At 31.9% G+C, this 21,147-nt stretch carries 31 protein-coding genes and 1 pseudogene; 4 read left to right on the forward strand and 28 right to left on the reverse strand.

Features of this window, described 5'->3' with window-relative positions:
* Nucleotides 1-3 precede the first annotated feature (3 nt).
* Entirely contained in the window at nucleotides 4-117 is a 114-nt protein-coding gene (gene rpmJ, locus L8W57_RS01295) for a 50S ribosomal protein L36 (RefSeq protein WP_002781429.1), read from the reverse strand.
* Between the two features lie 173 nt (nucleotides 118-290).
* Complete coding sequence (gene infA / locus L8W57_RS01300) at nucleotides 291-509, reverse strand: translation initiation factor IF-1 (RefSeq protein WP_012660842.1); 219 nt, start codon at nucleotides 507-509, stop codon at nucleotides 291-293.
* Between the two features lie 135 nt (nucleotides 510-644).
* Between infA and L8W57_RS01305 the strand changes: the two genes are divergently transcribed.
* The 4 genes and pseudogenes from L8W57_RS01305 to L8W57_RS07920 all read left to right on the forward strand — a co-directional run bounded on the left by L8W57_RS01305 (nucleotide 645) and on the right by L8W57_RS07920 (nucleotide 4,698).
* Nucleotides 645-1,934, forward strand: coding sequence for an MFS transporter (locus L8W57_RS01305; RefSeq protein WP_133319144.1), 1,290 nt, complete (start codon nucleotides 645-647; stop codon nucleotides 1,932-1,934).
* A gap of 54 nt (nucleotides 1,935-1,988) precedes the next feature.
* Nucleotides 1,989-2,912 (forward strand): cytochrome-c peroxidase, encoded by a 924-nt coding sequence (locus L8W57_RS01310; protein WP_243705637.1) that lies wholly within the window; start codon nucleotides 1,989-1,991, stop codon nucleotides 2,910-2,912.
* Nucleotides 2,896-3,570, forward strand: a pseudogene (locus L8W57_RS07915) (DAHL domain-containing protein); the annotation flags it as partial. The gene L8W57_RS01310 and the pseudogene L8W57_RS07915, both read left to right, overlap by 17 nt.
* Before the next feature lie 501 nt (nucleotides 3,571-4,071).
* Nucleotides 4,072-4,698 (forward strand): methyl-accepting chemotaxis protein, encoded by a 627-nt coding sequence (locus L8W57_RS07920; protein WP_263665375.1) that lies wholly within the window; start codon nucleotides 4,072-4,074, stop codon nucleotides 4,696-4,698.
* A gap of 16 nt (nucleotides 4,699-4,714) precedes the next feature.
* On the opposite strand, the gene map is transcribed toward L8W57_RS07920, so the two are convergent.
* The 26 genes from map to rplB form a co-directional block, all read right to left on the reverse strand.
* Nucleotides 4,715-5,470, reverse strand: coding sequence for a type I methionyl aminopeptidase (map, locus tag L8W57_RS01320; protein WP_133319141.1), 756 nt, complete (start codon nucleotides 5,468-5,470; stop codon nucleotides 4,715-4,717).
* A gap of 89 nt (nucleotides 5,471-5,559) precedes the next feature.
* Nucleotides 5,560-6,927, reverse strand: coding sequence for an L-serine ammonia-lyase (locus tag L8W57_RS01325; protein WP_133319140.1), 1,368 nt, complete (start codon nucleotides 6,925-6,927; stop codon nucleotides 5,560-5,562).
* Between the two features lie 11 nt (nucleotides 6,928-6,938).
* On the reverse strand, nucleotides 6,939-8,222 hold the full coding sequence (locus L8W57_RS01330) for an aromatic amino acid transport family protein (RefSeq protein ID WP_133319191.1): 1,284 nt from the start codon (nucleotides 8,220-8,222) through the stop codon (nucleotides 6,939-6,941).
* Nucleotides 8,223-8,320: 98 nt separating this feature from the next.
* Nucleotides 8,321-9,349 carry a tRNA-dihydrouridine synthase gene (locus tag L8W57_RS01335; protein ID WP_133319139.1) on the reverse strand — a complete coding sequence of 343 codons (1,029 nt, stop codon included), beginning with the start codon at nucleotides 9,347-9,349 and terminating at the stop codon, nucleotides 8,321-8,323.
* A 160-nt stretch (nucleotides 9,350-9,509) separates the two neighbouring features.
* Nucleotides 9,510-10,061: a ribonuclease HII gene (locus L8W57_RS01340; RefSeq protein ID WP_133319138.1), complete on the reverse strand. Its 552-nt coding sequence runs from the start codon at nucleotides 10,059-10,061 to the stop codon at nucleotides 9,510-9,512.
* Nucleotides 10,061-10,534 carry a DNA-deoxyinosine glycosylase gene (locus tag L8W57_RS01345; RefSeq protein ID WP_133319137.1) on the reverse strand — a complete coding sequence of 158 codons (474 nt, stop codon included), beginning with the start codon at nucleotides 10,532-10,534 and terminating at the stop codon, nucleotides 10,061-10,063. The genes L8W57_RS01340 and L8W57_RS01345 overlap by 1 nt, the downstream gene beginning before the upstream one ends.
* 54 nt (nucleotides 10,535-10,588) lie before the next feature.
* The gene (locus L8W57_RS01350) at nucleotides 10,589-11,236 is read right to left on the reverse strand and encodes a ferritin family protein (protein ID WP_087700790.1); all 648 of its coding nucleotides are present in this window, start codon (nucleotides 11,234-11,236) and stop codon (nucleotides 10,589-10,591) included.
* Nucleotides 11,237-11,321: 85 nt separating this feature from the next.
* Nucleotides 11,322-12,353, reverse strand: a complete 1,032-nt coding sequence (locus L8W57_RS01355; RefSeq protein ID WP_257928322.1) for a type II asparaginase — start codon at nucleotides 12,351-12,353, stop codon at nucleotides 11,322-11,324.
* 114 nt (nucleotides 12,354-12,467) lie between these two features.
* Entirely contained in the window at nucleotides 12,468-13,208 is a 741-nt protein-coding gene (gene murI, locus L8W57_RS01360) for a glutamate racemase (protein WP_133319136.1), read from the reverse strand.
* A gap of 41 nt (nucleotides 13,209-13,249) precedes the next feature.
* Nucleotides 13,250-14,512 (reverse strand): preprotein translocase subunit SecY, encoded by a 1,263-nt coding sequence (gene secY, locus L8W57_RS01365; RefSeq protein WP_133319135.1) that lies wholly within the window; start codon nucleotides 14,510-14,512, stop codon nucleotides 13,250-13,252.
* Nucleotides 14,512-14,904, reverse strand: a complete 393-nt coding sequence (rplO, locus tag L8W57_RS01370) for a 50S ribosomal protein L15 (protein ID WP_039617163.1) — start codon at nucleotides 14,902-14,904, stop codon at nucleotides 14,512-14,514. Before rplO ends, secY begins: the two co-directional genes overlap by 1 nt.
* Before the next feature lie 3 nt (nucleotides 14,905-14,907).
* Entirely contained in the window at nucleotides 14,908-15,351 is a 444-nt protein-coding gene (gene rpsE, locus L8W57_RS01375; RefSeq protein ID WP_039617161.1) for a 30S ribosomal protein S5, read from the reverse strand.
* 16 nt (nucleotides 15,352-15,367) lie between these two features.
* Nucleotides 15,368-15,724: a 50S ribosomal protein L18 gene (gene rplR / locus L8W57_RS01380; RefSeq protein ID WP_039617157.1), complete on the reverse strand. Its 357-nt coding sequence runs from the start codon at nucleotides 15,722-15,724 to the stop codon at nucleotides 15,368-15,370.
* Between the two features lie 9 nt (nucleotides 15,725-15,733).
* Nucleotides 15,734-16,270 (reverse strand): 50S ribosomal protein L6, encoded by a 537-nt coding sequence (rplF, locus tag L8W57_RS01385; protein WP_039617154.1) that lies wholly within the window; start codon nucleotides 16,268-16,270, stop codon nucleotides 15,734-15,736.
* 78 nt (nucleotides 16,271-16,348) lie between these two features.
* Complete coding sequence (gene rpsH, locus L8W57_RS01390; RefSeq protein ID WP_039617152.1) at nucleotides 16,349-16,744, reverse strand: 30S ribosomal protein S8; 396 nt, start codon at nucleotides 16,742-16,744, stop codon at nucleotides 16,349-16,351.
* A 12-nt stretch (nucleotides 16,745-16,756) separates the two neighbouring features.
* The gene (locus L8W57_RS01395; RefSeq protein ID WP_012660824.1) at nucleotides 16,757-16,942 is read right to left on the reverse strand and encodes a type Z 30S ribosomal protein S14; all 186 of its coding nucleotides are present in this window, start codon (nucleotides 16,940-16,942) and stop codon (nucleotides 16,757-16,759) included.
* A gap of 1 nt (nucleotide 16,943) precedes the next feature.
* A complete protein-coding gene (gene rplE, locus L8W57_RS01400) occupies nucleotides 16,944-17,489 on the reverse strand; it encodes a 50S ribosomal protein L5 (protein ID WP_133319134.1) in 546 nt (181 codons plus the stop codon).
* Between the two features lies 1 nt (nucleotide 17,490).
* Nucleotides 17,491-17,718, reverse strand: coding sequence for a 50S ribosomal protein L24 (rplX, locus tag L8W57_RS01405; protein ID WP_039664935.1), 228 nt, complete (start codon nucleotides 17,716-17,718; stop codon nucleotides 17,491-17,493).
* Nucleotides 17,718-18,086: a 50S ribosomal protein L14 gene (gene rplN / locus L8W57_RS01410; protein ID WP_012660821.1), complete on the reverse strand. Its 369-nt coding sequence runs from the start codon at nucleotides 18,084-18,086 to the stop codon at nucleotides 17,718-17,720. The genes rplX and rplN overlap by 1 nt, the downstream gene beginning before the upstream one ends.
* Nucleotides 18,086-18,337: a 30S ribosomal protein S17 gene (gene rpsQ, locus L8W57_RS01415; protein ID WP_039617148.1), complete on the reverse strand. Its 252-nt coding sequence runs from the start codon at nucleotides 18,335-18,337 to the stop codon at nucleotides 18,086-18,088. The genes rplN and rpsQ overlap by 1 nt, the downstream gene beginning before the upstream one ends.
* A 9-nt stretch (nucleotides 18,338-18,346) precedes the next feature.
* Nucleotides 18,347-18,532 (reverse strand): 50S ribosomal protein L29, encoded by a 186-nt coding sequence (gene rpmC / locus L8W57_RS01420; protein WP_012660819.1) that lies wholly within the window; start codon nucleotides 18,530-18,532, stop codon nucleotides 18,347-18,349.
* Nucleotides 18,519-18,944: a 50S ribosomal protein L16 gene (gene rplP, locus L8W57_RS01425; protein WP_012660818.1), complete on the reverse strand. Its 426-nt coding sequence runs from the start codon at nucleotides 18,942-18,944 to the stop codon at nucleotides 18,519-18,521. The genes rpmC and rplP overlap by 14 nt, the downstream gene beginning before the upstream one ends.
* A gap of 2 nt (nucleotides 18,945-18,946) precedes the next feature.
* Complete coding sequence (gene rpsC / locus L8W57_RS01430; protein ID WP_039617145.1) at nucleotides 18,947-19,648, reverse strand: 30S ribosomal protein S3; 702 nt, start codon at nucleotides 19,646-19,648, stop codon at nucleotides 18,947-18,949.
* A gap of 1 nt (nucleotide 19,649) precedes the next feature.
* Nucleotides 19,650-20,024 carry a 50S ribosomal protein L22 gene (rplV, locus tag L8W57_RS01435; protein ID WP_039617143.1) on the reverse strand — a complete coding sequence of 125 codons (375 nt, stop codon included), beginning with the start codon at nucleotides 20,022-20,024 and terminating at the stop codon, nucleotides 19,650-19,652.
* Nucleotides 20,025-20,033: 9 nt separating this feature from the next.
* Nucleotides 20,034-20,315 (reverse strand): 30S ribosomal protein S19, encoded by a 282-nt coding sequence (gene rpsS, locus L8W57_RS01440; RefSeq protein WP_039664929.1) that lies wholly within the window; start codon nucleotides 20,313-20,315, stop codon nucleotides 20,034-20,036.
* 1 nt (nucleotide 20,316) lies between these two features.
* Complete coding sequence (gene rplB, locus L8W57_RS01445; protein ID WP_039625087.1) at nucleotides 20,317-21,147, reverse strand: 50S ribosomal protein L2; 831 nt, start codon at nucleotides 21,145-21,147, stop codon at nucleotides 20,317-20,319.

The following is a 21,147-nucleotide window of genomic DNA, read 5'->3' on the forward strand; positions in this document are numbered from 1 at the left end:
AAATTATCCTTGTCTTTGTTTGTGTTTTGGATTTTCGCAAATAATGCGAACTACGCCTTTACGACGAACTACTTTGCATTTGTCACACATCTTTTTAACAGATGGTCTAACTTTCATGCTTTACTCCTGTTATTGTAAATTCCACTTTTTTACAACTGCACCAGGTTTTTAGAGCAACCAACTATTTTCAAAATAAGTGGTGATTTTGAAAATACTTCTTCATACAGTTTTATTGCAATTTCTGCAAAAGTGCTAATTATACTTTACTTTTGCTTTTAAACAACTTAGACTTATTTGTATCTAAATGTAATACGACCCTTATCAAGACTATAAGGCGTTAGCTCTACTTTAACTCTATCGCCAGGCATAATTCTAATATAATGCATACGCATTTTACCTGCAATATGACAAAGTATCACATGTTTATTATCTAATTCAACTTTAAAAGTCGCATTAGGTAAAGCTTCGATTACATTACCATCAATTTCGATAATATCATCTTTTGCCAATATTTCTCTCCTTTCTATAAAATACAAAGCTATTATTTTATCACAATTTTTCTTTTTAAATTTTTAATATTTTTTTACAAACTATAATATTTTTACTATAATTACAAAATTACTACAAAAAGAAAGTATTTATAGATGTCAAAAACTTTAAAAAGAGGTGATTTTAAAACTCTTTCCTTATCTTCTTTGGGTGGAGCTTTAGAATTTTATGATTTTGTTATTTTTGTATTTTTTGCTAATTATATTTCAAGAAATTTTTTTCCTAGTGATTTAAGTGATTTTTGGAAACTTTTAAACACTTATGGGGCTTTCGCGGCAGGATATTTAGCTAGACCAATCGGTGGTATAATTATGGCACATTTTGGAGATAAAATGGGTCGCAAAAAGATGTTTATGCTTAGTATATTACTCATGGTGCTTCCAACTTTCTCTCTAGCTTTTATACCTACTTTTGAAACTATAGGATATTTTGCTCCTATTTTTTTACTACTTGTTAGAATAGCTCAAGGTATAGCTATAGGCGGAGAACTCCCTGGTGCTTGGGTATTTGTAAAAGAACATGCACCCGATGGAAGAGATAGTTTTTATATTAGCGCTATTAATGCTTCTATGGCTTTTGGAATTCTTTTAGGTTGTATTGTTGCCTTAGCGATTAATCATTACTTTGATCAAGAAGCAATTTATGAATATGCTTGGCGTATTCCATTTGCTATAGGTGGATTTTTTGGTATCATTTCTATATATCTTAGAAAATTTTTAGAAGAAACACCTGTTTTTCAAAAAATGCGACAAGAAAATGATTTAGAAAAATTTCCTTTAAAAACACTTTTTAAAGAAAAAAATATTTATTTAGACATCATTGCTTCTATGCTTTTAACTTGGATGCTCACAGCTTGCGTGATAATACTTATTTTACTTATGCCTAATTTTATATCAGAAGTTTTGATTCTTGATAAAACAGATGCGATTTTAATCCAAATGTTTGCAATAGTAATTTTATCTTGTGGAACTTTACTTGCTGGAATTTGGGTTGATAAATTTGGTTTTTTAGCTACCGCTTTAATTTTTACCATAGGATTTAGTTTATCGTGCTTTTTTTATTTTTATTTTTTCTATGCTCAAATTTTGCATTTGAGTATATATTTTTATTTTATAGCGTGTTTTTTTGGTGGTATTAATGCTTTAGCACCTATTTTAATGTGTAAAATTTTTAAGCCAAGTATTCGTTTTAGTGGAATTTCTTTTTCTTATAATATAGCTTATGCAATAGCGGGTGGTTTCACTCCTCAACTTGTATTTGCATTACATTCTTTGGCTATAAAACCTGAAAATCCTTTCGTGTATGGAATTTTTATTTATATTTTGTTTTTATCCCTGATAACACTGATAACTACCATATTTACTTATAAGAGGTTAAGATTTTAATGTTATAATTAAAAAAAATTATTAATTAAAAATTTATAAAATTAAAGGAAAATGATTATGAAAATTTTTATTGTTTTAATACTTTCTTTGTTGCCACTTTTAGCATTTGAAATGATTACACCTATACCAGAAAGCATTCCTTATAATAAAGAAAAAGCTATTTTAGGAAAAAAACTCTATATGGATACAAGTTTATCAAAAGATAAAAAAGTATCTTGCAATAGTTGTCATGATATTGCAAATTTTGGAGTAGATAATAAAACTTTTTCAACAGGTATTAATGGCATAATAGATGAGCCATTCCATACTCCTACAAATTTTAATGCCGTTTTTAGCCTAGCACAATTTTGGAGAGGCAATGCAAAAGATTTACAAGAACAAGCCAAACATCCTTTGTTAAACCCTAAAGAAATGGGGTTAAAAGATGCAGATGAAGTGGTGCAAATAGTAAAAACTAACGCAATTTATGAAAAAGAATTTAAAAGACTTTACGGAGAAGTTACCTTTGATAATATAGCAGATGCTTTAGCTGAATTTCAAAAAACCTTACTTACGCCAAATTCCCCATTTGACCGCTACTTAAAGGGAGATAAAAACGCTATAAGCGAACAAGCAAAAAGAGGCTATAATGCCTTTTTATCAAATGGTTGTATAGCATGCCATCAAGGACAAAATATAGGTGGAAATATGTATCAAAAAATGGGAGTATTTGTTCCTTATGATAATGGAACAAATTGGAAAGGACGCTATGAGATCACTCAAGATCCTCACGATCAATTTGTAGTAAAAGTGCCAAGTCTTAGAAACATAGCCAAAACTGCTCCTTATTTTCATGATGGTTCTATGCCAACACTTGATGCTTGCGTACAATTTATGGCGTATTATCAGCTTGGTAAATTTTTAGAGCAAGATGTAGTTGATGATATAGTTGCATTTTTAAATTCTTTAACAGGAGAATACCATGATCCACTCAAATAAAAAAACTTTCTCTTTTTTAAAACAATTCATCACTTTATCCATAGTGGTTTTGGTATTGCTTTTAACTTTGACTTTATTTATTTTTAATACTTACAATACCACCAAAAGAAATTCACTTATTATGGATTCTTTTCAAAAATTAGAAATTCTAGATACTAAAATAGATGAAATTTTTAAAAATAAACTAAATCTACAAAACTATGACATTAGCGTCAAACTAGTAAGAGATTTTGAAAATACTTTAGCTATTTTAAAAGCCAATGAAATAGATACTAAAAAGCTAGAAGCAATTTTTCAGAAAAAAAATACACAACTACAACATTTTAAATCAGCCAATTCTATTGCTATAAATTCAAAGCTTTATCTTTATGAAATTCAACAAGAAATCATCAAACAAACAAATCAATTAGCACTCACTACTCAAGAGGCTAAACAAATAGAATATATAGGAAATATTTTAAGCATTATAGGAACTATGGATATATTAGAACCTTTAGCACAAAATAGATTACAAAATCTTGTCACAAATTTAAACGCAAAAGATTCTCAATTACCACAAGAGTTATTTGAGCTTTTTAATACACATTGTAAGATGATATTAAGTCAAATTAAAATATTAAAAGATAATTCTCAAAGTTTTCTTGATCAAGAACTGCAAAAACAAATTTTAGCACACCAAAATTTAATTGCTAAAAATATCAATCTACAAAATAAATATAATCTTTATACAGCTATAGGAATTTTCCTATTTACCTTAGTTGTATTGATTTTTTTCATACTTTTAACATTAAAAAAAGTAATCATACCTATATCTTTACTTGAAAAACTAAGTGCAAATCTAGCAGGAGAACATGCGAATTTAAGTGCAAGATTAGACATTGATAAAAAAAGCGAATTAGCTACAAGTGCTCGCTATATTAATTCTTTCATACAGATAGTGCAAAATTCAGTTTTAGAAGCCATACAAACTGCAAATTCAAGTCACAAAAGCTCACAAAAACTTTCCCAAAATGCTGAAATTTTACAGCAAAGTTCACTTTTACAACATGAGCAAATTTCTAATGTCCATGAAATAAGTTCTGTTTTAGAAAGTCATATAGACTTAACTCAAAATCTAGCTAAAAATACTATAAAAGATATGCATGATATGCAAGAAGTTATGGGAGAAGTTGAAAAAACGCTTAAAGAGCTAGTAGAGCTTATATTACTAAGTGGAGAAAAAGAACAAAGTGTTTTAAGTGCTATGGATATACTGGTACAAAGTGCTGATAGTATTGTAGAAGTTACAGCAGCCATTAAAGATATAGCCGATCAAACTAACTTGCTAGCTTTAAATGCAGCTATTGAAGCAGCTCGCGCAGGAGAACATGGTAGAGGCTTTGCTGTTGTTGCTGATGAAGTTAGAAACTTAGCTGATAAAACTACAAAATCTTTAGTCGCTATAGAAACTACTGTAAGAACTATAGTACAACAAATTAATGACAACAAAAGCTTGATGGATGGAATTCATCAATCCATGAGTGATACTTCTAACAAAGCTAATATCTTACAAGGTGAAGTCGGTGCTTCTATAGAAAAATTAAAAACAAGTATCCATTCTACTAAAATTATGGAAGAAAAAAGCGATGAGTCAAAAGCTAAAATGAATGAGTTAGAACAAAATGTAGAAAAAGTGACTGAACTTGCAAATTGTGTTAAAAACTATTCACTCGAGCTAACACAAATTTCACAAGATGTTTTAGAAAATGCCTCTAAACTTTCAGAAAAACTAAAAACATTTGAGTAAGAAAGTTTAAACTTTCTTACTTAGATAAAATATCTGCTTTGCCATTTATAATTGCAACACAATGCTCATAATGAGCAGCATTTAATCCATCTTTGCTTCCTGCTTCCCAATTACCTTTTAAATGTACCGGTGTGCCATCTTTTTGACATACCATAGGCTCTATGCAAAATACCATGCCATTTTTGATTTTAGGTCCACTTTTTGCACTAGCACCCGGTTCTAAATAATTTGGAATTTCAGGCTCACCGTGTGGCTTTTTACCTATACCATGACCACAATAACCTTTCAAAGGTACAAATCCTCTTTTAGTGATAAACTCGCCAAGCTCATATGAAAGCTCTTTAAAACGCATACCTTCTTTGATAATATCTATAGCATAATACAAAGCATCTTTAGCACAAGCAATCAAAGCCTCATCAGTAGCTGAAATTTGACCTATAGGTATAGTCCTTGCTGCATCTCCATAATATCCATCTATACAAGTACCCACATCAAGCCCTAAAATATCGCCTTCTTTTAAAATACGCTCATCCCCTACACCATGAATGCAAGCTTGATTAAGCGAGATACAAATACTGCCTGGAAAACCATATAAGCCTTTAAAAGATGGTTTTGCACCATGATCAAGTATAAATTCTTCTGCTTTAATGTCAATTTCTTTTAAACTCATACCCGGAACTATAATGCCCTCTAGATAGTCAAGCGTTCTAGCTACAAGTTCATTTGCCTTGCGTAGTTTTTCTATTTCTGCTGGTTTTTTGATTTCTATCATTTATATTTTCCTTAAAATTTTTAAAAATTTAGCATTTATGCGCTTTTAAAAGCTTTAAGGAAAAACCTTAAGTTTTAAAACTTAAGGTTTTAACATACACTTGTAAGATTAGTAGCTAGGCCACCTAAAGAAGTTTCTTTGTATTTTGAGTTCATGTCTTTGCCGGTTTCATACATAGTTTTTATAACCTCATCAAGACTTACTTTTGGAGTTGATTTTCTACTCATTGCCATTCTAGCAGCTGAAATTGCTTTAATCGCTCCAAAGGCATTTCTTTCTATACAAGGAATTTGCACTAAACCACTTACTGGATCACAAGTTAAACCTAAATGATGCTCCATTGCAATTTCAGCAGCATTACAAGCTATCTTTGCATCAAAACCCATTACAGTAGCCATAGCTCCTGCTGCCATAGAACTTGCACTACCAATTTCAGCTTGACAGCCAGCTTCAGCACCACTTATACTTGCATTTTTCTTATAAAAAGAGCCTATTAACATAGCAGTAAGTAAAAAATTAATGGCTTTTTCATCGTTAAAACCAATAGTATGATTTTTAAGATAAAGCATTACAGCAGGCACAACAGCACATGCACCATTAGTTGGTGCAGTTACCACTCTAGCTCCACTTGCATTTTCCTCTGCAATAGCAATAGCATATAAAGAAATAAAATCAATAATTCCTAAAGGATCACTTGTCATAGCCAAACGCTCATTAAGTCCTTTGGCGCGGCGTTTTAAATGTAAATTCCCTGGAAGAAAATCTGAGCTTGGATGAATACCATTATAATAAACTTCTTGCATTACTTCCCAAATTTCTAAACAATAAGCTCTAATTTCTTCTTTAGTGTGAAATTGAAGCTCATATTCATAAGAGAGTTTTGCTAGATCCCATGAATTTTCTTCGCAAATTCTTAAAGCATCGCTTGCATTATTAATATCAAGTTCTAATTTAGTATGTTTTTGCTCACAAGCTCCATCTTTGTGTTTTTGAAGTTCAGCTTCACTCATAACAAAACCACCGCCTACCGAATAATAAATTTCTTCAGCAATGATTTCTCCATTTTCATTATAAGCACTTATTTTCAATCCATTTTCATGCAAAGGTAAAAAGTCTTTTTCAAAAATCAAATCTTTATCATAATCAAAATTTAATTCTTTTTGAGCATCTAAAACCAAAATTTTATCTTGCAAAATTTTATTAAACACACGATCTTGCAAAGCAATATTTAATTCTTTTGCTCTTAAGCCACTCAACCCCCATATAATAGCTTTATCACTTAAATGGCCTTTACCAGTAAGCGATAAAGAGCCATAAAGTTTGATTTGAATTTTTGTAATTTGTGTGATTTTATCTTTGATTTTTTCACAAAACATATTCCCTGCTAGCATTGGTCCTAAAGTATGAGAAGATGAAGGACCGACACCAACTTTAAATATACTTAAATTACTACTCATTCATCAGCACCTTAAAAAGTATAAATTACAGTGATGATTGTCAAAATACCTGTGATAAACACAAATGCATCTAAAGCTTTGTTTTGGAATTTTTTCATTTTAGATACAGTGTAAATTGCAATCATAGGCATTAAAAATAAGATTGCGGCAATGATTGGACCACCTAAGCTTTCAATAAAACCTAAAATACTTGGATTTACATAAGCAGTAATTAACATAACAATATACATTACCAAAGTTGAATAAACTGCGATTTTTTTCAAATCCGGATTATCATTACCTGCTAATTTACAACATTTTCTAACTATACCATAAGCACCTTCCCTAGCACCAAAATAATGCCCAAAGAATGAACTAGAAATTGCTAAAAATGCGATTAGTGGACCACCATAAGAAATAAATGGATTATCAAGTTTATTAGCAAAATAAGAAAGTACAGGTATGTTTTGTGCTCTAGCTTCAGCAAGTTCTGCAGGAGTTAAAGAAAGCACACAAGATACCACAAAAAACATTACAAAAGCAAGTAACATTACAGAAGTTCTAAATAACACTTGATTTGCTTTTTGTACTGAATTTTCAGGATATTGTCTTTTTACACTTAAAGAAAAAGTAGAAATCGCTGGTGAGTGATTAAATGAAAACACTAAAACCGGTAAAGTTAGCCATACTATAGTAATAAATTCTTTTGTTCCAGGAATAGCACTAAAACTTTCAAACGACCATTGCGGGATAAGATATAAAGAAAATAAAAATAAAATAGCACATAAAGGATATACAAGCCACTCACATACTTTGGTAATTAATTCTTCACTAAAAAGCATAATAAGCATAAAAATACTTACTAAAACAAAAGCAAAAAGCGCTCTATAAAAAGGAAGTAAATTAGCTATAGTTTTTCCTTGCTCATTTACACTTGTTTGATACATAGCACTAATTGCGTTTGCGAAAGAACCATTTGGATCTAAAAGTGGTAAGAATTGATTATAAATAAAACTCTCAAAAGTATTAGTTATACCTACACAATATGCTAAACAAATTGGGAAAATTGCAAAGAAATAAAGCACAGAAATAAAAATACTTACTTTTCTGCCAAAATACTCTTCAGCCGCATGAGTAATATCTTTATCATTACCATTTGCTTGACATACAAAACGACTTAAGGCTCTATGGCTTAAATACACCATTGGAAAAATAATCAAAGCCATTACAACAACTGGCCAAAAACCACCAACACCTGCTTTAATAGGTAAAAATAAAATCCCCGCACCAACTGCAGTCCCAAAAAGAGAAAGCATCCAACGCGTATCAAAAGAATTCCACTTAAGATTATCCACATTTTCTCCTTGTAAAAAATAATAAAAAAAGCTTTTACCTAAAAACTTTTTGTATTATTTTACAAATATGCTCTTGAGTAGTTTGGCGTGATTTTTTCCCTTTCATTTAAAGCAACTGCAGCTTCATTTGCAAAATTTGGACTTCTTAATAATTTTCTACCATAACAAACTAAATCACACACCTCACCCAAAAGCAAAGCCTCACCTTCGCTAGAACTATTTATAAGACCCACGCAAGATATAGGAATTTTAACAACTTCTTTTAAAGCCTTAGCATAAGGAGCTTGGTAAAGTGGTGCTATATTTGGCACTAAAGAAGGTTTGTTGATATTTCCTCCTGCTGAAATATCTAACATATCAACGCCTAAATTTTCTAAAATCAAGGCAAGTTTTTTACTATCTTCCAAATTCCAACCACCCTCTTGCCACTCTGTAGCTGAAATTCTTACAAATAAAGTAATATCAACTTCTTTTTTTATACGCTTAATGATATCACACAAAAGACGCGCTCTATTTTCAAAACTACCACCATATTCATCATCTCTTTGATTTGATAAAGGAGATAAAAATGAACTAAGCAAATACCCATGAGCACTATGAAGCTCTATCGCATCATAGCCTGCTTCTTTAGCTCTTTTAGCACTTTGGATAAATTCTTGCTCTATTTGTAAAATTTCATCTTTACTTAAAACATGAAGTTTAGAAAATTTTTCACTAAAAGCGATATTACTTGGGGCTTTTGATATAGCTTGTTTGCATGAATTTTTACGACCACTATGATTTAGTTGGATAGCAACTTTAGCACCAAAATGATGACAAAGATCGACAAGCTCCTTATGTCCTAGAATTTGAAAATCTCCCCAAAGGCCTATATCATTATCAGCAATTTTTGCATTTTCATTAATCGCACAAGCTTGAACTATGATAAGCCCAACACCACCCAAAGCTCTAGCTCCATAATGTATCAAGTGAAATTGATTAATCTTACCATCTAAAACTTGTGTTTCATACATATCCATAGGAGGCATTACGATGCGATTTTTTACATAAAAATTTCCAATCTTTAGCTCACTTAAAAGTAAAGACATAATACCCCTTAAAATATTTTTTATATTACTATAATAGAAAAAAATTAATTTTTCTTAAAACATAGAGTATTTTAGACCAATATTATAATTTTTAATAGATTATTATTAAAAAAATAGTTTTTAATTATATTTTTTCACTATTAAAACTACAAAACACAATCTAATCAAATAAGCTTTTCTCAAAACACTTTAACATAAAACTTTTGCGATGCAAAGGTGAATAACCAAATACTTTAATCTTTTCTATATGAGCTTTTGTACCATAACCTTTGTGTTTATCAAAATCATAATGATTATATAATTTAGAAAAATAACACATTTTTTGATCACGACTTACCTTGGCTAATATACTAGCTGCTGAAACTTCTTGTACTTTCATATCAGCTTTAATCATGGTTTTTATGCCTAAAACTCCATAATTTAAATTTCCATCATATAAAATCTCATCTTGGTTAAAATGCCTTTTTATGATTTTTAAAGCTAGTTGCAAACACTGACTAAGCCCTAAAGTATCAATCTGCAAAGGCGAAAAAGCAAGGATTAAAAAATTTGAGCTAGAAAGAATTTGTTCATATAGTTCTTCTCTTTTTTTTGCACTTAATTTTTTAGAATCAGCTAAACCATCAATATTTTTTAAAAGCTTGCAAGCTCCTATGTGCATATCTCCAGCCAAAGCCCCGCGTCCAGCCTCATCTACTCCAACTAAAGCCATTATTTTTCCTTTATAATGCTATATTTTTCTACTAAATTTTCTAAAGAATAATTCATATTAGCAGGAGAACTTGAAGGAAGTTCAAAAAATTCTTGCTCAGGATAAAATTTAGCAAAATATTTACTTGCAACTTTACCTAAAACACAAATTTTTTCTATATTTGCCTTATCTAAAATAATATTTATATCATTTGCTTTAGCATAAGAAATGGTTTTATCATCTGAATTTTTTATCTTACAACTTGCTATAACATCCCAAAGTGCTATATGATTTGCTTTTAAAAAAGCTTTTTGATCTTGTACTGTTTTTAACTCACACTCAAATAATATTTCAAAAATGCGCCAAAAACGATTTTTACTATGTTGATAATAAAAATTTTCTTCTCTTGATTTAATAGATGGAAAAGAACCTAGTATTAAAACTTTTGAGTGTTCATCAAAGAAAGGTTCAAAAGGATGAGTTAAAATTTGCATATTAAACCTTGATAAAAATAAAATATTTTATCATTTTTATCAAGGTTTTTAAAATCATCCTAAAAATTCGCGTTTGAAGTATTCTTTTGGAGCTTTACATAAAGGACAGGCATTTGGTGCTTTTTTACCACGATGTATATGCCCACAAACTTCACAAACCCACAATTCTTCTACTTCTGAATTAAAGAAATCTTCTTCTTCAAGCATTTTTTTAAGCGCTAGATATTCTCTTTCATGCTCAATTTCTACTTTGCCTATAGCTGTAAATAATCTTGCTATATTTCTTTTGCCCTCATCTTCTGCGATTTTTGCAAAATTTGGATACATAGTAGTATGCTCGTAATTTTCACCCTCTGCTGCACAGATTAAATTTTTAGCAGTTTCTTCTAAAGCTTTACCATCTACTAATTCATGATATGCTTTAAATTCAGCTCTTGCATGCCATTTTTCATTTTCTGCAGCTTCTCTAAAATGCTTTGCAATAGCATGCCAACCTTCTTCTTGAGCAATATCTGCAAATAAATCATATTTGTTTCTTGCCATAGATTCACCTGCGAAAGCTTTCATCAAATTTATGGCTGTTAAATCTTTAGTAATGCACTCCATTTCTTGACCACAGCAACTAAGCTTTCCACCACCTACATTTTGCACTTCTACTTCATTGCCGCATTTTTGGCATTTATAGCTTTCATATTGTCTCATTTAATATCCTTGTGATTAATTTAAGTAAGATTTTGATTGAAAAACTCACCCAAATGTTATTGTAGCATTTGGGTGCTAAAAGATTTTAGTATTTTAAGAAATATTCTTGAATTTTCTTAGGATCACTTGTTTTAGTTAAAGCAAGCATTAACAATACTCTAGCTTTTTGAGGACTCATATCACCTGTATCAATAAAACCAAGTTTTGCATCAGCATCACTTACTGCAACTCTACCAGCTACTACGCGTGAGCTTACCGCTACATTAAGACCTTTTTTAAGCAATTCTTTTAATACATCTTTTTGATAATCATGAATACTGCCAGCACCTGTTCCAGCTACAACTATACCTTTAGTTCCATTTTCAAACAAAGCTTTCGCTGCAACACCGCTACCATCATTTGCATAACTATAAAGAATATCTACTTTTGGTAATTCTTTTAGCTTGCTAACATCAAATGGAGATTTTTTAGTGTGTAATTTTGTATTAGTATTGTAGAAGAATGCTTTTCCATCTACTATATAACCCATATCACCCATATCCGGTGAACTAAATGCATTTACATTTAAACTATGAGTTTTCATAACACCTCTAGCGCTTTGAATTCTATCATTCATAGCCACCATTACACCTTTATTTTTTGCTTGTGGATCTGCTGCTAACGCTACAGCATTGTAAAGATTTTTAGGACCATCTGCACTAATTGCAGTTGATGGGCGCATTGCACCAACTAAAACAACAGGTTTATCGCTTTTTACGGTTAAATTTAGGAAATATGCAGTTTCTTCCATGGTATCAGTACCATGAGTAATCACAACTCCATCTACATCAGATTTTAAAAGCCTATTGACTTCTTTAGCAAGTTTTAGCCAAATTTCATTTGTCATATCTTTACTATCAATATTTGCAATTTGATCCCCGCTAATTACTGCTAAATCTTGAATTTGAGGCACTGCTTTAATCAAAGCATCAACCCCTAAAACACCCGCTGTATAACCTGTTGTAGCTACCGAACTATCAATCGAGCCTGCAATAGTTCCACCTGTAGCTAAAATTGCAACTTTTGGTTTTGCTTCCAAAATTCCTGCTCCTAAACTTAGTGCCATAGCTGCGCACATTAACATTTTTTTCATGTTAGTCCTTTCATTAGAAATGATAAAAATTATAATGCAACTATGTTTAAATAAAAATAAATTATTAATATAAAAAATACTTTAGTAAATATTCATTAATTAAAGCCATAAATTTGCAATTTTTTTTAGTTTTTCCACATCGCTTGAAGCATAAAATTGAATGTTGGCTTCTTCTTGGATTGATGTTAAGTTAAATTCTTGTTGCAATTGCAAAGCTATAGCCTCGCCTGAATGAATAAGTTTTGTATTTTTGCCAAAATACTCTTCCAAAGAATGGGCAATTAAAGGAAAATGCGTGCATGCTAAGATTAGAGCATTAGGATGAAATTTAAGCTTATTAAAATAATACTCAAAAGCAGCTTTTAAAAAATCTCCTTGAAAAATCCCTTCTTCAACCATAGGTACAAAAAGCCCAGTTGCTTTTTCTTCCACTTTTAAAAAACCTTCTTTGATTAAAGCTTGCTTATAAGCGTGAGAATCCACGGTAGCTTGTGTTGCAATAACTAATATATTAGAGTTTTTATCTTCTAAAGAGTTTTTAACCGCTAAAACCCCTGCTTCTATAACTCCAAGAACCGGAAATGGTGCATTTGCTTTTAGAATTTCTAAAGCATGCGCGCTAACTGTATTACACGCAATAATAAGCATATCGACTTTTTTTTCTTTGAAAAACTCTAAAGCTTCTAGGGAAAATTTAATGATAGTTTTTTTATCTTTAACCCCATAAGGTACCCTTGCGGTATCTCCATAGTAAATATATTCTTTAAAAAGTTTTGCTTGAAGTAAAGATTTTAAAACACTAAGCCCACCTACACCGCTATCAAAAACGCCTAGTCTCATCAAAATCCTTAAAAAGAGAAGAAAGTAGAAAATCTACTTTCTTATAAGCCTACTGCACTTAAGGTTTGGTATTTATTCATATAAATTTGAGCTTCGATTTTTCTCATTGTATCAAGCGCTACTTGAACTACGATCAAAACAGAAGTTCCACCAAAATAAAAAGGCACACCAAACAACTTCACAATAAGCCATGGTAATGTAGCTACAAGCCCTAAATAAATAGAACCTGACAAGGTAAGTCTTGATGCTACTTCATTAAGATAATTTGCAGTTCCTTCACCTGGTCTAATACCTGGTATGAAACCACCTTGTCTTTTAAGATTTTCAGCTATATCTTTTGCATTAAATACAATTGATGCATAAAAATACGCGAAGAAAATAACAAGTAAGAATGTTAAAAAATGAAAGAAAAATCCATTTGGATTTAAAAAGTCATAAATTTTTAACACATACTCATTTGTACTTGTTTGCAAAATAGTGCTTGGAAACATCAAAATCGCACTTGCAAAAATAGGAGGAATTACTCCACTTAAATTTATTTTAATAGGTATGTAATTCATAATGCGTTTGTTTTGATTTTGCATGATTACTTTTCTTGAGTAAGAAATAGGAATTCTTCTTTCTCCAAGCTCTACTACTATAATAGCCCAAATAGTAAGTAAAATTACAACTAAAATAGCAATGATAGTCAAGAAATTCATCTCACCTGTATTTACCAAATTTACTGTTCCACTAATTGCACCTGGAATTGTAGAAACAATACCGCCAAAGATGATCAAAGAAATACCATTTCCTATACCGCGTTGAGTGATTTGCTCACCTATCCACATTAAAAGCATGGTACCTGCAAGCATAGAAATAGCAGAAAGTGCAATAAAAGTATTCATATCAATCATAATAGCTGACTGACCTGCTTTTCCATGAAGACTTTGCAAGCCTATAGAAACGCCTATACTTTGTATCAAAGTGATAGCTATAGTAGCATAACGGATAATTTGCATATATTTTTGCATACCATCGCGTTCTTTTTTCATCTTTCCTATGTTAGGAAAAGTTGCCGCTAAAAGCTCCATAATAATCGAAGCAGTAATATAAGGCATAATGCCTAGAGAGATGATGCTAAGTCTTTCAGCAGCACCCCCACTAAACATATTAAACAAGCCTAATGCATTAGATGCATTAGAATCAAAAAATTCCTTGATAACACTGACATTAACCCCCGGAACTGGAACATAAGCTAATATTCTATAAGCAAATAAAAAAGCTAATGTTATGAGAATTTTATTTGTCAATGCTTTATTCATTATTTTTGTCCGCTAAAAGTGATCTTCTCGTCTTTAATTTTACTAGCAAGATCTTTAGCACTTGCTCCAATAAGCTTAACTTTATTTACATTTTTTGAAAGCTTATGAATACTATTGATTGTTTCAAATGTAATTTCGCTAAGCTCTTTGATTGCTGTGATTTTTTCAACATTAATCACATAAGGTTTTTCAAATTTAGAAGTAAAGCCTACTTTTGGTAAGCGTCTTTGAAGTGGTTGTTGACCCCCTTCAAAACCTCTTTTTTCGTTATAACCTTTTCTAGCAGTTTGGCCTTTTCCACCTTTAGTAGAAGTTTTTCCCATACCACTACCTTGACCACGGCCTATTCTTTTGGTTTTATGTGTTGAACCTGGTGCTTTTGTTAAATTCATTGATTATCCTTTAAGCATTGTAAGTGCTTTGATAGTAGCACGCACAACATTTGCTGAATTATTTGAACCTAAAGACTTAGTTAAAATGTCTTTAATACCTGCAAGTTCCACGATAGGACGTGTTGAACCACCTGCAATAACCCCTGTACCTTCACTTGCTGGTTTAAGTAAAATTCTACTTGCGTTGTATTTTACTTCTACATCATGAGGGATAGTTGAACCTTTTGTTTTAACTTCAACAATGTTTTTAAAAGCATCATCAACTGCTTTTCTGATAGCATCTGGAACTTCTTTAGCTTTTCCATAGCCCACACCAACTAAACCTTTTCTATTTCCAACGATAACTAAAGCAGTAAATCTAAATCTTCTACCACCTTTAACAACCTTAGTAACCCTGCCGATATCGACGATTACTTCTTCAAATTCTTCTCTATTATATTTTTCCATCGATCTTCCTTTTGGGTTATAGTTTGATTCCGTTTTCTCTTAGTGCTTCAGCTAATGCTGCAATCACACCATGGTATAAATAACCATTTCTATCAAACACTGCTTCTTCTATGTTTTTAGCTTTTAAAACTTTTGCAAATTCAGCTGCTATTTTTTTAGCACCTTCTTTATTTGCTTTAACACCAATTTTTCTTCCATCTACTGCTGCTAAAGTTACTGCTTTAACATCATCGATAGCTTGGATATATAAAGTTCTGTTTGATTTAAAAACAGAAACTCTTGGAAGAGCTTGTGTTCCTGAAATTTTTGCTCTAATTCTTTTTTTTCTTTTAATTCTTAAAGATATTTTTCTTTTTAATACATTTGCTCTCATATTCTATCCTTACTTCTTAGATGTCTTACCAGCTTTGCGGATAATACGCTCATCTGAATATTTAACACCTTTTCCTTTGTAAGGCTCAGGTGGTCTAAATTCACGAATTTGAGCAGCAACTTGACCTACCACTTGTTTATCGCTACCTTTGATAATAACATTGTTTTTATCAACGGTAATTTCTATGCCTTCTGGAATAGCATAGTTGATAGGATGAGAAAAACCTAAAGCAAGTTCAAGAACTTTACCTTTTAACGCAGCTTTATAACCAACACCGTTGATTTCTAAAGTTTTGCTAAAACCATCAGTTAAACCGATGATGATGTTTTGAGCTAAAGCTCTATAAGTTCCCCAATAAGCTCTACTTTGTCTATCTTCACCTTTAGGAGAGAAAAGAATTTGCCCTTCTTTAATCTCAACATTAACATTTGCTTTTGTATCAAGCTCTTTTGCTAAATTTCCTTTTTTGAATTTTAGCAAGTTACCTTCTAATTTTACTTCTACTCCACTTGGAATAGCAACTGGTTGTTTACCTATACGAGACATTCATTTTTCCTTTTTACTTGTCTACGATATGACTACTTTATAAGAATGGATACCGAATACCATAAAAAGTAGAAACTCTTACCAAATAGTACATAAAACTTCGCCGCCAACGCCTGCTTTGTAAGCTTCGTCGTTAGCTAAAACACCTTTTGAAGTGCTTACTACGATAGTACCATAACCGTTTTTAAATCTTTTGATCTCATCTTTGCCTTTATAAACACGACGACCAGGTTTAGAAATACGCTTAACTTCGTTAATTACGCTTTTACCTTTTTCATCATATTTTAAAACTACATTGATGAATTTCTTTTTATCCTCTTCAATAACATTAAAGCTTTCAATATAGCCTTTAGCTTGGAAAATTCCAAGTAAAGCTTCGATAACTTTAGAATGCAAAAGTTGAGTAGTCTCTAATCTTCTCATCCCTGCATTTCTAATTCTTGTTAGTGAATCTGAAATTAAATCATTTATCATGGTTCTTTCCTCTTACCAACTTGCTTTTTTAAGACCAGGAATTAAACCTTCATTTGCCATTTTTCTTAAGCAAACTCTGCAAATTCCAAAATCTCTATAAACTGAATGTGGTCTTCCACAAATTTGGCATCTAGTATACCCTCTAACGCTAAATTTAGGTTTGCGGGCAGCTTTTGCAATCATTGATTTTTTAGCCATATTACTTTCCTTTTGCAAATGGCACGCCAAATAATTCTAATAATTTTTGTGCCTCTTTATCTGATTTTGCTGTTGTAACGATAGAAATGTTCATACCATGAGTTCTTAAGATTTTATCATATTCAACTTCTGGGAACATTAACTGCTCATCTAAACCAAAGTTATAGTTTCCTCTTCCATCAAAACCATCTCTTGGAAGACCTCTAAAGTCTTTAACACGAGGAAGAGCTATAGTAATAAGCTTATCTAAGAAAGCATACATATTGTCTTTTCTTAATGTTACCATTACACCTACTGGGAAGCCTTCTCTTACTTTAAAACCAGCAACTGATTTTTTAGCTTTTGTGATAACTGCTTTTTGCCCAGCGATCAATGAAATAGTATCTGCAACATTTTGTAATACTTTTTGATCTTTTGCTAATTCCCCAGCACCTACACTGATTACAACTTTTTCAATAAAAGGAACAAGCATAGGATTTTTAATATCAAATTCTTTAACTAAAGCAGGTTTGATATTTTGAGTATATTTTTCTTTCAATCTCATCATCTTATTCTCCTGCCTTTGCTACATTTGAAATATCCATTGGCATTTCTTTATTGACAAAACCGCCGTTTGGATTTTTATCACTTGGCTTAACAGCTTTTTTAGCGATTTTACAACCCTCAACAATTACTTTATTTGTTTTAGGAAATACTGCTAAAACTTTACCTGTTTTGCCTTTGTCATCGCCTGCGATAACTTTTACCATATCATTCTTTTTAATTTTTAATTTCATTACAACACCTCCGGTGCTAGTGAAACAATTTTCATAAAGCCACCATATCTTACTTCACGACCTACTGGTCCAAAAATACGCGTTCCGATAGGCTCTCTTTTAGCATCAAGAATAACTGCCGCATTTTCATCAAAACGAATTAAAGAACCATTGTCTCTATGAATTTCTTTTTTAGTTCTAACGATAACTGCTTTTACTACTTGACCTTTTTTAACTTTACCATTTGGTAGAGCTTTTTTTACAGATGCAACGATTACATCACCAACAGTAGCGTATCTTCTTTTGCTACCACCTAAAACCTTAATGCACATTAATTCTTTTGCACCGCTATTATCAGCAACTGCAAGCCTAGTAAAACTTTGAATCATTACTCAACTCCTGCTGATACTATAGTTTTTAAGCGAAATGATTTTCTCTTAGAAAGTGGTCTACATTCAATAGCAACTACAGTATTTCCCACTTTAAGTTCATTTCTTTCATCATGAATTAAATATTTTTTAAAGCGTTTTACGATTTTTCTGTATTTTGGGTGAACCACTTTTCTTTCAACCAAAATTGTTGCTGTTTTATCTCCAGCAATTTGAACAACAACGCCTTGAATTTCTCTTTTAAATGCCATTTTCTATCCTTATTTTAAAGCGCTAATTGCAGTATTGATTCTAGCGATGTCTTTTTTAACTTCGCTAATCTCTTTAGGATTAGTTAGCTGCATTGTTTTTAGCTTTTGTCTTAAAGTAAATAAAAGCACCTTTTTTTCTTTTAGCATTGTTGCAAGCTCACCTGCTGTTTTATCTTTAATCTCAGTATATTTCATTTTGGCTCTCTCTTGTAACAAACTTAGTTTTAAATGGCAATTTATGCATCGCTAAAGTTAAAGCTTGTCTTGCCATTTCTTCATTAACCCCTGCCATTTCATAAATAATACGACCTGGTTTAATGTTCATTACCCATTCCTCAACTGCACCTTTACCTTTACCCATACGAGTTTCTAAAGGTTTTTTAGTTAGAGGTTTATCTGGGAAAACTCTAATCCAAGTTTTACCTTGTCTTTTTACAAAACGAGTTAAAGCAATACGAGCTGCTTCAATTTGGCGTGAATTGATACGGCCAGCTTCAGTTGCTTTTAGGGCAAAATCACCAAAAGTAAATTCAGTCCCTCTGTTGGCATAACCTCTGTTACGCCCTTTCATCATTTTACGATATTTTGTTCTTTTTGGCATTAACATGATTATTTACCTCTTCTTGCTCTTCTAGTTTTTTTAGCTGGAGCGTTTTCTTCGGTTTTTTCAGGTTGAACACCCTTTTGTAAAACTTCACCTTTGAAGATCCATACTTTAATACCTATATTTCCATAAGTAGTATGTGCTTCTGCGAAACCGTAATCGATTTTTGCTCTTAAAGTGTGAAGTGGAACACGACCTTCTAGGTACCATTCAGTTCTTGCCATTTCAGCACCACCTAAACGGCCTGAAACTGAAACTTTAATCCCTTTAGCACCTGCTTTTTGCGCTCCTTGAATTACTTTTTTCATTGCTCTTCTAAAAGCAATTCTTTTTTCAAGTTGAGTAGCAACACTTTCAGCTGCAAGCTGAGCTGAAGCACCTGCTTTTCTTTCTTCTTTGATATTGATATTAACTTCTTTTTTGATTAAATCTTGAAGTTCTTTTCTTAAAATATCAACATCACTACCTTTTTTACCAATAATAATCCCTGGTCTTGCAGCTACAACAGTTACTCTTAATTTTTTCGCTGTTCTTTCTACAAGAATTTGGCTAATTCCTGCATAATAAAGTTTTCTTTTTAAAAATGTTCTGATTTTATAATCTTCACCAATATTTTCTGCTAAATTAGCTTTTGTAGGAAACCATCTTGATTCCCAATTTCTATTAATTCCTAGTCTTAAACCAATCGGATTTACTTTTTGTCCCATATTAGCTTTCCTTTTTCACTGATGCTTTTTTAGCTTTTGTAGTTTTTTCAGCACTTGCTTCTACTTTACTAACTTCTACCAAAATGTGTGAAGTTGGCTTTCTAATACGACTAGCACTTCCTCTAGCTCTTGGTCTAAATCTTTTTAAAACCGCACCAGCATCAACACGACAACTTGAAACAACAACTTCATTTGCTTCAAATCCGCCATTTGCTACAGCACTTGAAATAGCATTTGCTATAAATTTAGCACCTTTATTTGGCATAAATTTCAAACTAGCTAATGCAAGCTCTGCATTCATACCTTGAACTTCTCTAGCAATCAATCTCGCTTTAGTTGGAGATAATCTTATGAATTTAATTAACGCTCTACTCATAAATCTCCCTTACTTACCTATTTTTTTCTGAACAGAGCCTTTATGACCCTTAAATGTTCTAGTAGGTGCAAATTCACCTAATTTGTAACCGATATGATTTTCAGTAATATATACTGGGATAAAGCTTTTTCCATTATGAACATTAAAAGTTAAACCTATCATATCAGGTATAATAGTGCTGCGTCTTGACCAAGTTTTAATTGGCTTACCATCGTTAGCTTTTTTAGCAGCGATGACTTTTTTCATTACATGGTCATCAACAAAAGGACCTTTTTTTAGTGACCTAGCCATCTTACTTTCCTTTTCTTCTTGAAATTATTAGCTTATCGCTAGCTTTTTTACGGCGAGTTTTAGCACCTTTAGTTGGTTTACCCCATGGAGTAACTGGATGACGGCCTGAATTTTTCTTACCTTCACCCCCACCGTGCGGGTGATCAACTGGGTTCATCGCAGAACCTCTTGTTTGAGGACGAATACCTCTATGGCGGTTTCTTCCTGCTTTACCGATAGTCACATTTGACCATTCTTCATTACCAACTTCACCGATACTTGCCATACATTCAGCTAAAACTTGTCTCATTTCACCACTTGCAAGTCTTAAGATAACATATTTTTCTTCTTTACCCATTAATTGAGCATAAGCACCCGCTGAACGGATCATTTGTCCACCTTTGCCCGGTTTTAACTCGATATTGTGTACAATAGTACCCACTGGGATGTTTCTTAATTTCATAGCATTACCTGGTTTAATGTCAAGTCCGCTTTCAGCAGCGCAAATAACATCACCAACGCTTAAACCTTTTGGTTGTAAGATGTATCTTTTTTCACCATCTCTATAAGAGATTAATGCAATACGACAATTTCTGTATGGATCATACTCGATTGCTTCAACTTTACCTTCAATACCAAATTTTCTTCTTTTAAAATCTATAATTCTGTAAAGTTTTTTAGCACCTGCTTCTTTATGACGGCTTGTGATTCTACCATTATTGTTACGACCTGCATGAGCTGGAAGTTTTACAAGTAATGAACGCACACTAGCTTTTGCTGTGATATCATCAGAGCTTACACCTGTAATGTATCTTCTACTTGGAGTATATGGTTTATAAGTTTTAATTGCCAT

Origin of the sequence: Campylobacter sp. IFREMER_LSEM_CL1890, assembly GCF_025772045.1 — a bacterium.
Taxonomy (GTDB): domain Bacteria; phylum Campylobacterota; class Campylobacteria; order Campylobacterales; family Campylobacteraceae; genus Campylobacter_D; species Campylobacter_D lari_D.

Coding starts and splice junctions, on each gene's coding strand:
- L8W57_RS07920 (WP_263665375.1), top strand. CDS start 4,072: ATGGGAGAAGTTGAAAAAACGCTTAAAGAGCTAGTAGAGCTTATATTA.
- L8W57_RS01340 (WP_133319138.1), bottom strand. CDS start 10,061: ATGGCTTTAGTTGGAGTAGATGAGGCTGGACGCGGGGCTTTGGCTGGA.
- rpsC (WP_039617145.1), bottom strand. CDS start 19,648: ATGGGACAAAAAGTAAATCCGATTGGTTTAAGACTAGGAATTAATAGA.
- L8W57_RS01335 (WP_133319139.1), bottom strand. CDS start 9,349: ATGTCTTTACTTTTAAGTGAGCTAAAGATTGGAAATTTTTATGTAAAA.
- L8W57_RS01395 (WP_012660824.1), bottom strand. CDS start 16,942: ATGGCTAAAAAATCAATGATTGCAAAAGCTGCCCGCAAACCTAAATTT.
- rpsQ (WP_039617148.1), bottom strand. CDS start 18,337: ATGGCATTTAAAAGAGAAATTCAAGGCGTTGTTGTTCAAATTGCTGGA.
- rpsH (WP_039617152.1), bottom strand. CDS start 16,744: ATGATAAATGATTTAATTTCAGATTCACTAACAAGAATTAGAAATGCA.
- L8W57_RS01325 (WP_133319140.1), bottom strand. CDS start 6,927: ATGAGTAGTAATTTAAGTATATTTAAAGTTGGTGTCGGTCCTTCATCT.
- rpmJ (WP_002781429.1), bottom strand. CDS start 117: ATGAAAGTTAGACCATCTGTTAAAAAGATGTGTGACAAATGCAAAGTA.
- map (WP_133319141.1), bottom strand. CDS start 5,470: ATGATAGAAATCAAAAAACCAGCAGAAATAGAAAAACTACGCAAGGCA.
- rpmC (WP_012660819.1), bottom strand. CDS start 18,532: ATGAAATATACTGAGATTAAAGATAAAACAGCAGGTGAGCTTGCAACA.
- rplE (WP_133319134.1), bottom strand. CDS start 17,489: ATGATGAGATTGAAAGAAAAATATACTCAAAATATCAAACCTGCTTTA.
- L8W57_RS01355 (WP_257928322.1), bottom strand. CDS start 12,353: ATGTGCGCAGCTATGGCACTAAGTTTAGGAGCAGGAATTTTGGAAGCA.
- rplX (WP_039664935.1), bottom strand. CDS start 17,718: ATGAAATTAAAAATTAAAAAGAATGATATGGTAAAAGTTATCGCAGGC.
- rplV (WP_039617143.1), bottom strand. CDS start 20,024: ATGAGTAGAGCGTTAATTAAATTCATAAGATTATCTCCAACTAAAGCG.
- rpsE (WP_039617161.1), bottom strand. CDS start 15,351: ATGGAAAAATATAATAGAGAAGAATTTGAAGAAGTAATCGTCGATATC.
- L8W57_RS01345 (WP_133319137.1), bottom strand. CDS start 10,534: ATGCAAATTTTAACTCATCCTTTTGAACCTTTCTTTGATGAACACTCA.
- L8W57_RS01330 (WP_133319191.1), bottom strand. CDS start 8,222: ATGCTTTCTCTTTTTGGGACTGCAGTTGGTGCGGGGATTTTATTTTTA.
- murI (WP_133319136.1), bottom strand. CDS start 13,208: ATGAGACTAGGCGTTTTTGATAGCGGTGTAGGTGGGCTTAGTGTTTTA.
- rplB (WP_039625087.1), bottom strand. CDS start 21,147: ATGGCAATTAAAACTTATAAACCATATACTCCAAGTAGAAGATACATT.
- rpsS (WP_039664929.1), bottom strand. CDS start 20,315: ATGGCTAGGTCACTAAAAAAAGGTCCTTTTGTTGATGACCATGTAATG.
- rplP (WP_012660818.1), bottom strand. CDS start 18,944: ATGTTAATGCCAAAAAGAACAAAATATCGTAAAATGATGAAAGGGCGT.
- secY (WP_133319135.1), bottom strand. CDS start 14,512: ATGAATAAAGCATTGACAAATAAAATTCTCATAACATTAGCTTTTTTA.
- L8W57_RS01305 (WP_133319144.1), top strand. CDS start 645: ATGTCAAAAACTTTAAAAAGAGGTGATTTTAAAACTCTTTCCTTATCT.
- rplN (WP_012660821.1), bottom strand. CDS start 18,086: ATGATTCAAAGTTTTACTAGGCTTGCAGTTGCTGATAATAGCGGTGCA.
- rplF (WP_039617154.1), bottom strand. CDS start 16,270: ATGTCTCGTATAGGTAAACAACCAGTTGCTATTCCAAGTGGAGTAGAA.
- rplR (WP_039617157.1), bottom strand. CDS start 15,724: ATGAGAGCAAATGTATTAAAAAGAAAAATATCTTTAAGAATTAAAAGA.
- L8W57_RS01350 (WP_087700790.1), bottom strand. CDS start 11,236: ATGAGACAATATGAAAGCTATAAATGCCAAAAATGCGGCAATGAAGTA.
- rplO (WP_039617163.1), bottom strand. CDS start 14,904: ATGAATTTAACAAAAGCACCAGGTTCAACACATAAAACCAAAAGAATA.